Below are 15,298 nucleotides of genomic sequence, written 5' to 3' on the forward strand. Positions count from 1 at the left end.
ATTTATACAAACATAATACACATGCCCATTTCGGAACCTCTTGATTATCAATTATAAAAACATAGATTAATTGGTCCAGCTTTAGAAGGGTTGCATCGAGTATTTTTGTTTGGGAAGGATTATGCAGTAAATTGTAAGACTCATTTGTAATAACTAATATTACACCTTTGAAATAAAATGGAACAAGCCGGATGAGGAAATTAGCCATTTCGATGCTGTTGGTATTGTGGTGTGGTTACTGTCAGGGACAAGTTTTCTTTGAAGAAGTACAAGCTCAATTAGTTAACCAGGAAGTTGCATACGGTTCAACAGCGACTATCCACGGACCGGGCATATCCTTTGTGGATTATGATAACGACGGCCGGGATGATATAACAATACCCGCTTCAACAACCAACGATTTTCAGTTTCTTCGAAATACAGGAGGCCAATTCGAAATTCAGGCACTTCCTATTAGCAGCGGAGGCCTGCAAGCGAGACAAGTAACCTGGGTAGATTTTGACAACGACGGGGATAATGATTTTTTTGCCAATAGTGACGTAGGAAGATGTTGGTTCTACAGGAATGACGGGAATAATTCATTTACCGATATTCTGTTTCCTTCAGGGATAGCCCGTCAATCAAAAAAATACTGGGGTAATTCGTGGGGAGATATTGACAATGATGGCGACCTGGATCTATTTCTAATGGTAAGAGATGACGATCTTGTAGACTATAACCTTTTGTATCGCAATGAGGGGAATGGCACCTTTACAGATGTGACAGAAGCCGCAGGACTGGCCCTGGTACCTCTCTTAACACAAAGCGCCGCTTTTATTGATTATGACCGTGATGGGTTTCAGGATATCTTTCTGGCCAATGATAAAGAAGAAATACCCAATGTTTTATACAGGAACAGGGGCGACGGCACCTTTATAGATATTAGTATCGCTTCTGGGATGGATCTTAATATGCAGGGCATGTCTGCAACCATAGCTGATATTAACAATGACGGTTGGCCCGATATCTACATCACCAATATATTTCCAAGAGTTTTTCCGACTAGCGTAGTTGGGAATGCCTTTATGCTGAACAACGGAGATGGTACTTTTAGCAATATTGCATCGGGTAATGGCACACGTTTCGATGGTTTCGCCTGGGGAGCCGTTTTTTTGGATAGTGAGAATGATAGGGCCGAGGACCTGTATGTGGTGAGCTACCTTGATGGATCGGATGGCAGGCCTCCATCGGCTTATTATGAAAACGATGGGAGTGGCAATTTTACCAATCTCTCAAGCGCGGGTTTTATCAATGATACCAGGACCAGCTATGGCAACGCCATTGGCGATATTCAGAACGATGGTCTCCCGGATATAGCCGTTATTAATATCGAGGACCAACCCATCAACATCTGGGCAAACCAATCAGCAACAGGAAATAACTGGCTCAAAATAAAACTCGAGGGAACTCAAAGCAATCGCATGGGCATTGGATCCTTTATAAAAATAGGGGTTGCAGGGGAAGAATATTACAGATATACTTTATGCGGGGAAGGCTTTATAAGTCAGAACAGCCTTTCGGAATTCGTTGGCCTGGGAACCGCAGAAATTGTCGATTATATTGAGGTTACCTGGCTCAGTGGAATAAAAGACCGCTTTGAAAATATTACCCCAAACCAATCTATTACCTTAGTTGAAGGTACCAATCCGGTTGAAAACAATGATGGGAATAACGGCGGTGGCAGCAACGCAGATGATTTTGCTCACTTATCCGTGGCCAGACAATGGAATGAAGCACTCCTCGATGCCATTAGAACCGATTTTGCAAGGCCTACCGTTCACGGGCGTAACTTGTATCACAGCTCTTTGGCCATGTACGATTCCTGGGCGGTTTTGGACAGTACGGCAGAAACGGTATTTCTGGGGAAAACTACAAATGGTTTTTCTTGCAAGTTTGAGGGAATAGAGCCTCCTAATGATATGGAGGCTGCAAGGCGAGAGATGATGAGTTACGCCACGTATCGTTTGCTTTCACACAGATTTGCTGAATCTCCGGGAGCTATCTTTGCATTTCAACGATTTGAGGAACTATTTTCAAATCTGGGATATGATAGCTCGTTTACAAGTACCAATTACAGTACCGGATCATACGCTGCATTGGGGAATTATCTCGGAGCAAAGCTCATAGAATTCGGACTTCAGGACGGTGCCAATGAAGAAAACAACTATGGGAATCAGTATTACGAACCAATAAATGAACCGCTATCCCCTGAAGAATACCAGGAATCCTATGATCTGGCAGATCCCAACCGCTGGCAACCCCTTGCATTTCAAAGTTTTATTGACCAAAGCGGTAATACTATTGTAGGAAGTGTTCCTGAATTCCTTAGTCCGGAGTGGGGCCAGGTAAATCCTTTTGCATTGAACCCAGCCGACTTAACTATTCTAAATAATGGTTTTGACAGTTATATTTACAATGATCCCGGGCCTCCGGTTACCATAAATGATTCGAGTCTGGATGGCATTGAAGATCCATATAAATGGCATTTTGCTTTAGTGGCATCCTGGTCCTCACATTTAGATCCGTCAGATCCGACCCTAATTGATATTTCACCAGGAGGCATCGGAAATGTAGCACTGGCTTCTTTTCCAGCCACTTTTGAAGAGTTTCAGTCGTTTTACGATTTTATGGAAGGAGGTGATATAGGTGCCGGACATCCCATAAATCCTGTTACGGGTCAGCCCTATGAACAACAACTGGTAAAAAGATCCGATTATGCGCGGGTCCTGGCTGAATTTTGGGCAGATGGCCCCGATTCTGAAACCCCTCCCGGACATTGGTTCACTATATTAAATTACGTCAGCGATCATCCTGAAACTATAAAACAAATTGAAGGTGAGGGAGCTGTTCTGGACGATTTGGAATGGGATGTAAAAAGTTATTTAGCGCTTGGAGGGGCTATGCACGATGCGGCGGTAAATACCTGGGGTGTAAAGGGCTACTATGATTATATTCGACCTATTTCCGCCATTCGATATATGGCCTCCAAAGGACAAAGTACAGACAACTCCTTGCAGAGTTTTCATCCGCATGGATTACCGCTAATTCCAGGGAGAATAGAACTTATTGAAAGCGGGGATCCTTTGGCAGGACCGGGAGATGAAAATGTAGGTAAGATCAAAATATTTGCCTGGAAAGGTCCTGATTTTATTTCGGATCCTACAGCTGATATCGCCGGAGTGGATTGGATTCTGGGTACACAATGGTGGCCATATCAACGCCCAACATTTGTTACACCACCATTTGCAGGTTATGTATCCGGGCATTCTACTTTTTCACGGGCAGCTGCAGAAGTTCTTACCAGGCTTACCGGGGATCCTTATTTTCCCGGAGGAATTGGTGTTTTTGATATTGAACAAAATAACTTTTTGGTTTTTGAACAGGGCCCCAGTGAAAATCTCAGTTTGCAGTGGGCCACTTACAGGGATGCCTCAGACCAAACCAGTTTATCCAGAATCTGGGGAGGCATTCATCCGCCGATCGACGATATCCCGGGACGTATTATTGGCGATAAGATAGGCAATGATGCATACGCTTTAGCCAATGAATATTTTAACGGTTTGGTAAAATTAGCATCCAATAATTTTCTGATCAAAACCACCGGAGAAAGTTGTCATAATCAAAATAATGGAAGTCTTACTGTAAACGCCGTAGATTATTATGATTATATCCTTGAGATTAACGACCAGGAATACGCTTTTACTCAGGAAATTGTTGTCAACAATCTGATGCCCGGAGCATACGACATCTGTTTAAGTGTTAAAGATAATCCGGATTTACAGCAGTGTTATAACATAACCATTCAAGAGTTTCCGGAGATGGATATAACATCAAAAATAGATTCTGAAGGATTTACTTATAAGGCAACGATCGAGATTAATACAGGTACTCCACCTTATGTCCTGCGTATAAATGATGAGGTTATAGGCACTTATGAGAGGCAAAGGTTTAGCGCCACGGTTAATAACGGAGATGTACTTACAGTAGCATCGAACTTACCCTGTGAGGGTGAATATGTTGAAACCATTTCACTTATTGATAATGTGATGGCTTATCCTAACCCAACGTCCAATAGTTTGACCATTCCTGCAACCACCGAAAAAAGTGTTATTGAAGTTTATAATACAGCGGGTCAATTGGTTCAAACATTTAAGGGGGAAGATCCTTTACAACTTTCCATCTTGAGCAAGGGGGTCTATTTTATTGTAATTACAGATGGAAAGGCCACAAAATCTCTGAAGGTAGTTGTAAAAGACAAGTAGTTGTTGAGGGCACCCTTTTGGTGCGAACCGCTTTTTAATATTTATAAAGTTTTTAATACATTTTTTCCGGTTATTGCCATAGTAGTCAATACACCTGAAAACAATGCTCCCCCAACACCTGCCGTTACAATATCCTGACCTGTAAGATAAAAGTTTTTGATTGGTGTTCTGGGGGTTAAAAAGGGTTGTCTAAACCTGGAAGGACCATGATCTAACCCGTAAACTTCTCCATTTTTATAATTCATAAAATGTTGTGTGGTCACCGGTGTTGAAAGTTCATAACAATTTATCTTTCCTTCTACCTGTGGAAGTTGTTTATACAGTTCCTTTAATAAACGTTGAGCAATGTCTTCTTTTATCTTTTCATAATTATCTCCCCTTTTTTTCCAGGAGGTATCAGACCATTTTTCAAATATTTCAAAGGGCATTAATGTTATGATATCAATGGAACTTTTACCAGGATAGCGATTAGACCAATCCGGATCTTTGGCTGATGGAAAAGAAAGATATACCAAAGGGAATGTTTGAGATAAATCATCTAAATATCTTTTAACACATGTGTCATGATCACCTTCAGCCGGATAAATCCAATAATTTGTTTTAGGAAGCTGAAGGTCTTCCGGAGAACCTTCTAAACCAATATATAAGCTTACATGTGCCACAGATGGTTTTATTTTTTGTAACTGTTCTTTCAATTTGTGTTTTTCAACTGTTGCTGATGGTAATAATGTATTATAAGTGGTCATTATTCCTGCGTTACTCACAATGCTTTTGGCTCGAATTATTTTTCCATCTTTCATCTTTACACCTAAAGCAGTATTTTTCTCAATGACAACCTCTTCTACTTCTGCATTAGTCAAAATTGTACCTCCTGAAGCGGCTATTACAGGAGCTATTGTTTTAACAATCTGAGAAGAACCTCCAACAGGAAAACTTCCTCCATCAAAATAATGTCTGACGACTGAAGCATGCATGGAGAAACTACTTTGTTTAGGAGGGAGTCCATAATCACCATATTGGCCAGAGAGTACCTTTATCAGGGTTTCATTTTTGGTTAATGAACGGAGGACTTCATCTGTTGTTTTATCTGAGAATTTGTAAAAAGGATTTTTTAGAAACTTACCTAGTAATGCATTCAGGAATGGCGATATGGCCTTGCTGATGTAATAGTTTTTACCTGTTTTTACAGCCTTAAACACTAAATTGACGTATGTATTGATTGCGTTTTCTTCTTCGGGAAAGTAGAAGATCATTTGTTTTTTGAAGTTTTTAACCCCTTTTACAAAATCAAAGTGTTGATCGCCAATAACTATTCGGTCGTATACTTCTCCCATGTCGGCCCACTTTAATTTATGGTCTGTTACATAATCAAACAGTTTTCTTAAAATGCTGTTTTCCCGCTGTACCTCCCCAATATAATGGATGCCTACATCCCATTCATAGCCTTTGCGTTTAAAAACATGTGTAAAACCTCCTGCTGTATAATGTCGCTCCAATACCAAAACCTTTTGACCTTGTTTAGATAGAATAGCAGCTGTTGCAAGACCTCCCATTCCCGATCCTATGATGATGGTGTCGTAAGATTCCTGTAACCGTGGTCGTTGTTTGTAAGATTGAATCATTAGGTTTATTTTTTAATTAAAATACAAAATAGGATTAACTTCTTCTATAATAGGATTATGCTGCTCTTTCTTTATTTTTTACCTTTAAAAAATACAGAACGCACTTAAATGACCCTCTGCGAATACAAAACACTATCAGAAGATGACCAATGGGATACCGTATTCTCAAAAGGAAGGTTTCTGGATATAGTCATAGAAGATAATTCTAAGTGTGTCCCATACGCCATAGACAAGACCGTTTGCAATTATTAATTAAATATAAAATGAAAATTAAATATATATTATTACTTGGAGTCGTTTTTTGTTCAATTTGCTCTTGCAATCAATCAAAGAAAAGTAATGAAATTTCAGAGCGTGGTTCTGCCACCATTTTTTATAATGGAGACATTATTACCATGGTTGGTGATGCTCCCCATTATGTAGAGGCATTAGTCCAAAGGGAAGGGCAAATTGTTTTTGTCGGGGATAAGACTACGGCTTTACAAAAATTTGAGGGCAAGGCAAAACAGGTAAATTTAGAAGGGAAAACCATGCTGCCAGGTTTTATTGATGGCCATGCGCACTTTTCTTTTTTTTCAACTCAAGCCATTGGTGCTCAAATCTTGCCACCACCTGATGCCGGCGCTAAAAATATCCCCACACTTATTAATATTCTCAAGGAATGGAATACTCCTGAAAACAGAGATTTAACCGGCTGGATCTTTGGCATGGGTTTCGATGATTCAATACTTGAAGAAAATAGATTTCCTACAAAACATGATTTGGATAAGGTATCAAAAGAATTTCCAATTATGATTATTCATATTTCCGGCCATTTTGCTGTGGTAAACTCTAAGGGTTTAGAACTTCTGGAAATAACTGCAGAAACAAAAGATCCGGATGGTGGCATTATTCGTCGTGAAAACAATAACGAGCCTAATGGTGTTTTAGAGGAATTGGCTGCTATACCTTACATGATGAAAGTTATTTCTCCCTCGAGTACAGAAGCAACTAATAAGTTTTTTGAAGCAGGCCAAAAGATGGCTTTGTCCTATGGCTATACCACAGCACAGGAAGGAAGAACGATGCATAACCACGAAGATCTTGTTGCTGCCGCTGAATCTGGAAAACTTAAACTTGATGTTGTTAGTTATGTTGATTATTTATTTGTAGACAAATACATGGATTCCAAGTGGAACAGTAAAACCTACCAAAATCATTATAGAATAGCCGGTATGAAGCTTACATTAGATGGTTCTCCTCAAGGCAGAACGGCTTGGCGAACACAACCCTATTTAATTCCTCCTGATGGAGCCAGCAAAGATTATGCAGGATATCCTGCAATTCCGGAAGACACCGTTGTGTCTTCCATCTACGAAAAGGGATTTAAAAATAATTGGCAGGTTCTAACACATGCCAATGGAGATGCGGCTATAGATCAGATGATTAGAACCATGAAGCCACTTGCTAAAAAATATGGTAATGAGAATCGCAGAAATGTTTTAATTCATGGACAATATGTACGCGAAGATCAATTAGATTCGTTAAAAGAATTAGATGTAATAGCCTCATTATTTCCGCTACACACTTTCTATTGGGGAGATTGGCATAAACAAATTATAGGAGATAGTTTAGGAAACAAGATAAGCCCAACAAAAACTGCATTAAAGAAAGGCTTAAAAATTACAACACATACCGATGCCCCTGTTGCTTTACCAAATTTAATGCGTATGGTTGGTATCTCAGTTGAGCGTAAGTCTCGCTCCGGTGCGATTATTGGTGCTGAAGAAAAACTTACGCCTTTTCAGGCAATTCAATCCATTACAAGTTGGTCTGCGTATCAACATTTTGAAGAAGATAGCAAAGGCACTTTAGAAGTAGGAAAATTAGCGGACCTGGTTATCCTTGATAAGAATCCGTTAAAAGTTTCAGAAGAGGACATAAAAACCATTAAAGTGACTACAACTATAAAAGAAGGTGAAACAGTTTACCAGGAAGAATAAAAAGTATAAAAATTTGAGTTTTATCCGGGTTCTTATGCTGCTCTAAAATTCAATTCAAAAATCCCTATTTTTAAATTAATAAAAAAGAGAAATAAGTATGGAAAATCATAGGTATGGAGTAAAGCGCCGGGAGTTTTTAAAAAGAAGCACAACGTTTGCCGCTGCGACAGTGTTTTTGGGTTTAGGAAGTTCAAAACTGTTCGGTGCCCTTTCCGCACCCCGGATAAAAAATTCAATTCCAACCGTATCCCTCAACAATGGCGTACCAATGCCAAGGCTTGGATTTGGCACAAACACCCTAAAAGGAGCCAGAGGTACACGATGTGTGTCTGATGCAATTTCAGTGGGGTATCGGCTTATTGATACCGCTCATATTTACGGAAACGAAGAAGCTGTAGGAGCAGCAATTAAGCAAAGTGATATTGATAGAGAGGAACTATTTATAACGTCAAAACTTTGGGTTGACGATTCGGGCTATGAAAGTACAAAGAAGGCTTTTGAAACATCTATAAACAAATTGGGTTTAGCGTATTTAGATCTTTATCTAATCCACCGGCCCAGAGGAGATGTAAAAGGCACATGGCAGGCGATGGAAGAACTTTACAATGAGGGCAAAATCAGAGCTATTGGTGTGAGCAATTTTTTACCTGAGCAACTTGATGAGTTGATGGAATATGCCAAAATCAGACCGGCGATCAATCAAATAGAGACCCATGTTTTCTTTCATGAGGACAAATCCTATGAATTTTTGAAGAATTCCGGAACGCAAATGGAAGCCTGGTCTCCCTTCGCTGCAGGGCGAAATGGAATTTTTAGCAACCAAACTCTGGCCGCTATTGGCAAAAAGTACAATAAGAGTATCGCCCAGGTATGTTTAAGGTGGCACTTCCAGAGAGGAATTATTGCAATTCCAAGATCTTCCCAAAAAGCACATATGATTGAAAATGTTGATATTTTTGACTTTGAGCTTGCTGAATCTGATCTGCAGACTATTGCATCAATGGATCTGAATACTACTCAATTTCCCGAATGGGGATAAAAATGAAGCGCCTAATTCATATTTTTCCGGATACTTTTATAGCAGTAGAATTAATTTAAATACCAAACCTGAGTATATTTAATAAAGAGGGCCACTCATTACAATATAAAAAGTTATATCACCTTCGCTATCCTACTTCGCCGACCACGTATCGCTTAAGCTCAAGCGGAGGCACAAGTAGCTGGGCTGCGAAGGCTGAAAGGCTTCGGTGATCAAAGAAAACGAATTTTAACAAGACCGTTTTCTGCAAACTAAAAAAACAAGGATTTTCAACAAATATGAAGCAAACATATCACATACAGGGAATGACATGTAATGGTTGTCGCAACCATGTTGAAGATACACTTTCAAAAGTTAAGGGTGTTTTAAAGGCATCTGTCAATTTAGAAAAATCAGAAGCAGTTATAGAAATGGAATCTCACATTCCTATTGAAAAATTTCAAGGAGCCTTAAAGAATGATGGCGGCAGATATAGTATTCATGAAAATGACAAATCCCCTCATATAGACAAAAAAGCAGAACCACCAAAAGGTAAAGGAACAGGTGCTTTTTATTGCCCAATGCATTGCGAAGGAGATAAAACCTATAACAAAGCAGGAGACTGCCCTGTATGCGGAATGGACTTGGTACAATTGGAATCAGATACTTCAGAAGAAGATACTACCTATAAAAAGCTATTGAGAAAGTTTTGGATTGCATTGGCCTTAACGCTGCCAATATTTCTAATTGCAATGTCTGAAATGTTAAACAATAATCCATTGTATACTGTTTTAGAACAAAAATATTGGAACTGGATACAATTTGCATTGTCAATTCCAGTAGTATTTTATGCTACCTGGATGTTCTTTAAACGTGCCTGGACATCTATTAAAACAATGAACCTGAATATGTTTACCCTTATTGGCATTGGTTCTGGGATTGCCTGGTTATTTAGTGTATTTGCGCTGCTCTTTCCCGATGTATTTCCACAAAATTTTAAGAGTGCAGATGGTAATGTCTTTGTCTATTTTGAAGCATCAACCGTTATTTTAACATTGGTGTTATTAGGGCAATTATTAGAAGCAAAAGCACATATTAGAACAAGTGGAGCTATTAAGGAACTACTAAAATTAGTGCCTTCAACAGCAACATTAGTGGTGGATGGGGAAAATAAAGTAATTGCTATCGATAAAATTCAAGAGGGCAATTTATTACGGGTAAAACCCGGAGAAAAAATACCGGTAGATGGTAGTATTGTCGAAGGTCTTAGCAGTATTGATGAATCGATGATTACAGGAGAGCCTATTCCAGTAGATAAAACAGTGTATGATAAAGTCAGTGCAGGAACAATAAACGATACAAAATCGTTCATAATGAAAGCAGAAAAAGTTGGTTCAGAAACCCTGCTTTCTCAAATCATTGATATGGTGCAAACCGCAAGTAGGTCTAAAGCACCCATTCAAAAATTAGCCGATAGAATATCTAAATATTTTGTTCCGATTGTAATAATTATTTCGGTTTTAACCTTTATCGTCTGGGCAATTTATGGCCCGGAACCCGCTTATGTATTTGCATTTGTGAATGCAATTGCTGTTTTGATTATTGCCTGTCCCTGTGCCTTAGGTTTAGCAACACCAATGTCTGTTATGGTTGGAGTTGGCAGAGGTGCGCAATCTGGCGTATTAATTAAAAATGCCGAAGCATTGGAGAAAATGAATTCGGTAAATACGCTTATTGTAGATAAAACAGGAACTATTACAGAAGGAAAACCATCAGTTGAAAAAGTAAGTGCAACAACAGATGTTATAGATGAAACAGCATTAGTAAAAACTATAGCTTCCCTGAACCAATATAGTGAGCACCCTTTAGCTAAAGCAATTGTGAATTACGGAAAGTCAAAAAATGTATCCACCTTTAAAGTAAACGATTTTGAAGCAATTCCAGGGAAAGGGGTTACAGGTACATTTGAAAAGAATAAGATTGCTTTAGGCAACGCTAAACTATTAGAACAATTATCAATTTCTATTTCAAAGGATCTGGCGAACAAGGTAGCAGCTGAACAAGAACAAGGTAAAACAGTTTCATATATAACAGTAGATAAAGAGGTAGTAGGTTACGTTACCATTTTTGATGCTATAAAAGAAACGAGTAAAAAAGCTATAAAGGAATTACAAAAGAGTGGTATTGAGGTTATAATGTTGACCGGGGATAATAAGAACACAGCTAAGGCAGTTGCAGAACAATTAAACCTCAAACAGTATAAAGCAGAATGTCTTCCGGAAGATAAACTAAACGAAATAAAAGTACTTCAGGCGCAAGGCAGAAGTGTTGCAATGGCAGGCGATGGTATTAACGATGCACCTGCTTTAGCACAATCTGATGTTGGGATAGCAATGGGCACAGGAACGGATGTAGCTATTGAAAGCGCGTCAATAACTTTGGTGAAAGGAGATTTGCAAGGGATTGTAAAAGCGAAAAAGTTAAGTCAAAGTGTAATGAAAAACATAAATCAAAACCTTTTTTTTGCATTTGTATATAACACATTAGGACTGCCAATAGCGGCAGGTTTATTATATCCAATATTTGGATTACTGCTTTCACCTATGATTGCAGCTTTGGCAATGAGCTTTAGTTCTGTTTCAGTAATCACGAATGCATTGAGATTAAGAAATTTTAGTATTTAGTCTGAAATTTACTGTTACATAAAGGACTGACTCCAAATCTGAATTGCTATGAAGTTTGTAAATTAGGATGGGATTTTTTCATCTCAACCAGCTTGATAAATTATTTGGAAACCGGTATAGGAAACCCTCATTATGAATAGAAGGATAATAACGATTCTTAACTAATATTATGGTAAAAATGAAAACAATGACTTGTAAACAATTAGGTGGCGCATGCGACTTAGAATTTCATGCAGACACTTTTGAGGAAATGACAGAGCAAAGTAAAAAGCATGGAATGGAAATGTTCCAATCTGGTGATGTAGGACATCTTAGAGCAATGCATAAAATGAAAGAACTAATGCAGTCTCCTGGAGCTATGACGGAATGGTTTGAAAATAAAAGGAAGGAATTTGACGCACTACCCCCAGGCACACCGAAATCATAGCCAAAACCCTTGTATGCAATTGAAATTGTTTGCCATTGTAACTTTAGTATTTGGAATGTATTTTTGGAGAAAAGCCGTTCTGGAGAATTTATAAAATAAAAATTTAATAATATGACAACCTTAGTAGCAGGTGCCAGTGGGGCTACAGGAAGACAATTGGTTCAGCAGCTTCTGAATAGAGGACAAAAAGTTAAGGTGATTGTGAGGTCTCCTGAAAAATTACCGGAATCGTGGAAAAGCAATGAGAACGTACTAATAATTTCTGCAAGCCTTTTAGAACTAAGTGACAGCCAGATGAGTGAACATATTAAGGATTGTGAAGCAATTGCTTCATGCCTGGGGCATAATATGACTTGGAAAGGTATCTACGGACAACCCAGAAAACTTGTGACCGATGCTGCTAAACGACTCTGCAATGCGATAAGAGTAAATAGTCCGGAGGAGCCAATCAAATATGTTTTAATGAATACTACCGGCAACCAAAATCGCGATTTAAGCGAACCTATTTCGTTTGGTCAAAAATGTGTAATTGGACTTCTTCGTTTACTATTACCTCCTCATGTAGATAATGAACAGGCAGCAGATTATTTGAGGTCCAAAATTGGTCAAAACAATCAATTAATCGAGTGGGCTGCTGTTCGACCAGACGATTTAACCAATGAGGAAGAAGTAACTGATTACGAAATACACCCTTCACCAATCAGAAGTGCAATTTTTGATGCAGGTAAAACCAGTCGTATTAATGTAGGTCACTTTATGGCTAATCTCATAAGCGACGATGATTTATGGGATAAATGGAAAGGACAAATGCCTGTAATATATAATAAGTCGTCTCCAAAATAAATAGAGACCAATGTGAAGAAATTGAATTTTGAATAGTATTTGATTTACTACAATAACGTTTATAAAAAATAGCTGTAAGCGCAAGCCTTTAAATCTTGCGCTTTTTTAATACATTTATCCTAATCGAAAATATTACGAATTTTAATTCGCTACTTTTCATATAAAAACCGTTTTAGGAAATAGGATTGAAATATCAGTAAACTAATAATAACTTATGACTTTAATACCCTTTTCAAATAAGATGACAAATTTAGCTTTGACTGCTTTCCTGACATTGACTCTTGTGAACTGTAATCAACCAAAGAATAAGACAACTCAATTCGATTTAGAAAAGGCAAAAAGTGAAATTACATCTCGTCTAAGAGCATATGAAAATGCTATGGCTAGCGGAGACAAAGTTGCATTTGGGAATTTGTATGCCGAAGACGCAGAGATTTTTCATGATGGAAGTCCGTCAACAGTTGGGAGGCAAAATATTATAAAGGTTTTTGAAGGTTGGGTCAGGGATAGTGTTACTGGCAGTTATGCCACAACGGGTCTTTGGGGAAACAAAGACTTGCTTGTGGAACAGGGAACGGGATATTTTGCCCATGCGACCGGTAAATGGAAAGCCACAGGAAAATATTTGTTAGTTTGGAAGAAAGTTGATGGTGAATGGAAAATTTTTCGGGATACCTGGTTTGCAGACCCAAAAGTTGGAGAGTAATAAGCTAATGAACGGTGTATTAAGCCTATGTGCTTTACACAACAACACCTATAAGCAAATAAACCCATTGCGGGATGCAACCACTCATAGCCGAACCGTTGTGGTGCATTTGGACCAACCAGGAAATAGCAACAGAATTCATAAATGAAAAAACTAAAATTTCCAACTGCCCAAACCATTCTAATCTTAATTGCTGTATTTGTAACAGTTTTAACATGGATAGTTCCTGCAGGGAAATATGATAGTCTGGCTTACAATGCTACTACCAATACATTTACCAAAACCAGCGTAGAAGAGCATGTAGAATTACCGGCAACACAAGAAACCTTAGAGAACCTCAACATTAAAATTCCTATTCAAAAATTTACAAGTGGTGATATCTATAAGCCAATAGGAATTCCCAATACCTATAAAGAACAGGAATCAAAACCACAGGGCCTTGCAGCCTTGGCGACATCGCCTATAAAGGGTATAATTGCGGCGGCAGACATCATCTTTTTAATCCTTATTATTGGAGGCTTAATTGGTATTATGAACCTCACTGGGGCATTTGATGCCGGAATATCCTGGATGGCAAAAACACTTAAAGGCAGAGAGTATATTCTAATTATTTTGGTAACAACACTTATTGCAGCCGGTGGAACAACCTTTGGTCTGGCAGAAGAAACGATGGCTTTCTATCCTATTTTAATTCCTGTATTCCTGGCAGCAAAATATGATGCAATGGTGGGGCTGGCCTGTATATTTCTGGGTTCAGGAATTGGGACCATGTGCTCTACTATAAATCCGTTTTCTACGATTATTGCTTCGGATGCTGCTGGAATAGCCTGGACACTGGGTCTCAACAATCGCTTAATCATGCTGGTTGTTTGTTTGGCTATTACCATTCTTTATATTCTTCGCTATGCAAAACGTGTAAAAGCAGATCCATCTAAGTCACTTATTTATGACCAAAAAGAGGCCCTGGAGAAGTTGTTTGGAATAAATACCATAGATAAAACAACGGAATTCACAAATAGGCTGAGACTCATTACCGTAGTATTTTCATTATGCTTCGTAGTTATGATATATGGGGTTTCTTTTTTAGGTTGGTGGTTTGTAGAAATGACAACCACCTTTCTTGTTGGCGCAATACTTATTGGGATTATTGGAAAGATCAAAGAAACTGTTTTTGTGGAGGTGTTTGCAAAAGGTGCAGCCTCTTTACTCAGTGTAGCCTTTATTGTTGGTATCGCCCGGGGTGTTACCATTTTAATGGAAGATGGACTTATTAGCGATACCATTTTATATCATGCAAGTACATTTACAGAAGGGATGAACAAAGGTGTGTTTACGAATGTCATGCTCTTTATTTATGGGGGTTTATCCTTTTTTATGCCCTCGTCCTCAGGAATGGCTGTTTTAACCATGCCAATCATGTCGCCATTAGCAGATACTGTAAACATTGGAAGAGAGACTATTGTTAACACTTATCAATATGGTATGGGTTTGTTTTATTTGATCAATCCTACAAGTTTAATATTGGCAGCCCTGGCTATTGTGAAAATAGGGTTCAATAAGTGGTTGCACTTTATAATGCCTCTTCTTATACTATTGTTGATTACAACCATGATTTTGTTGACTATTTCTGTATATTAAAATTAAATATGCACCCAACATAATATCAAGATTAAATTTTATGAATTCAATCTCTATACACACTAAGGCACTGGTTA

9 protein-coding genes are annotated in these 15,298 nt (G+C 38.5%); 8 read left to right on the plus strand and 1 reads right to left on the minus strand.

All coding sequences use genetic code 11. The features are described from left to right. Positions 1 to 191 precede the first annotated feature (191 nt). On the plus strand, positions 192 to 4,301 hold the full coding sequence (locus ABJH90_RS07345; protein ID WP_348142880.1) for an FG-GAP-like repeat-containing protein: 4,110 nt from the start codon (positions 192 to 194) through the stop codon (positions 4,299 to 4,301). A 41-nt stretch (positions 4,302 to 4,342) separates the two neighbouring features. Here ABJH90_RS07345 and ABJH90_RS07350 read toward each other — a convergent pair whose 3' ends face one another. Beyond that, the gene (locus ABJH90_RS07350) at positions 4,343 to 5,923 is read right to left on the minus strand and encodes an NAD(P)/FAD-dependent oxidoreductase (protein WP_348142883.1); all 1,581 of its coding nucleotides are present in this window, start codon (positions 5,921 to 5,923) and stop codon (positions 4,343 to 4,345) included. Between the two features lie 263 nt (positions 5,924 to 6,186). Between ABJH90_RS07350 and ABJH90_RS07355 the strand changes: the two genes are divergently transcribed. The 7 genes from ABJH90_RS07355 to ABJH90_RS07385 all read left to right on the plus strand — a co-directional run bounded on the left by ABJH90_RS07355 (position 6,187) and on the right by ABJH90_RS07385 (position 15,221). Next, the gene (locus ABJH90_RS07355; protein WP_348142886.1) at positions 6,187 to 7,905 is read left to right on the plus strand and encodes an amidohydrolase; all 1,719 of its coding nucleotides are present in this window, start codon (positions 6,187 to 6,189) and stop codon (positions 7,903 to 7,905) included. A gap of 97 nt (positions 7,906 to 8,002) precedes the next feature. Beyond that, entirely contained in the window at positions 8,003 to 8,944 is a 942-nt protein-coding gene (locus ABJH90_RS07360) for an aldo/keto reductase (RefSeq protein WP_348142889.1), read from the plus strand. A 278-nt stretch (positions 8,945 to 9,222) separates the two neighbouring features. Next, positions 9,223 to 11,607, plus strand: a complete 2,385-nt coding sequence (locus ABJH90_RS07365; RefSeq protein ID WP_348142892.1) for a heavy metal translocating P-type ATPase — start codon at positions 9,223 to 9,225, stop codon at positions 11,605 to 11,607. A 187-nt stretch (positions 11,608 to 11,794) separates the two neighbouring features. After that, positions 11,795 to 12,034 (plus strand): DUF1059 domain-containing protein, encoded by a 240-nt coding sequence (locus ABJH90_RS07370; RefSeq protein WP_348142895.1) that lies wholly within the window; start codon positions 11,795 to 11,797, stop codon positions 12,032 to 12,034. 111 nt (positions 12,035 to 12,145) lie between these two features. Next, positions 12,146 to 12,877 carry an NAD(P)-binding oxidoreductase gene (locus ABJH90_RS07375; RefSeq protein WP_348142897.1) on the plus strand — a complete coding sequence of 244 codons (732 nt, stop codon included), beginning with the start codon at positions 12,146 to 12,148 and terminating at the stop codon, positions 12,875 to 12,877. A gap of 214 nt (positions 12,878 to 13,091) precedes the next feature. Next, positions 13,092 to 13,583 carry a DUF4440 domain-containing protein gene (locus ABJH90_RS07380; protein WP_348338069.1) on the plus strand — a complete coding sequence of 164 codons (492 nt, stop codon included), beginning with the start codon at positions 13,092 to 13,094 and terminating at the stop codon, positions 13,581 to 13,583. Positions 13,584 to 13,727: 144 nt separating this feature from the next. Beyond that, positions 13,728 to 15,221 carry a YfcC family protein gene (locus ABJH90_RS07385; protein ID WP_348142903.1) on the plus strand — a complete coding sequence of 498 codons (1,494 nt, stop codon included), beginning with the start codon at positions 13,728 to 13,730 and terminating at the stop codon, positions 15,219 to 15,221. Positions 15,222 to 15,298: the final 77 nt, after the last annotated feature.

Source organism: Eudoraea sp., assembly GCF_039969275.1.
In the GTDB taxonomy this organism is placed as follows: Bacteria; Bacteroidota; Bacteroidia; order Flavobacteriales; family Flavobacteriaceae; genus Eudoraea.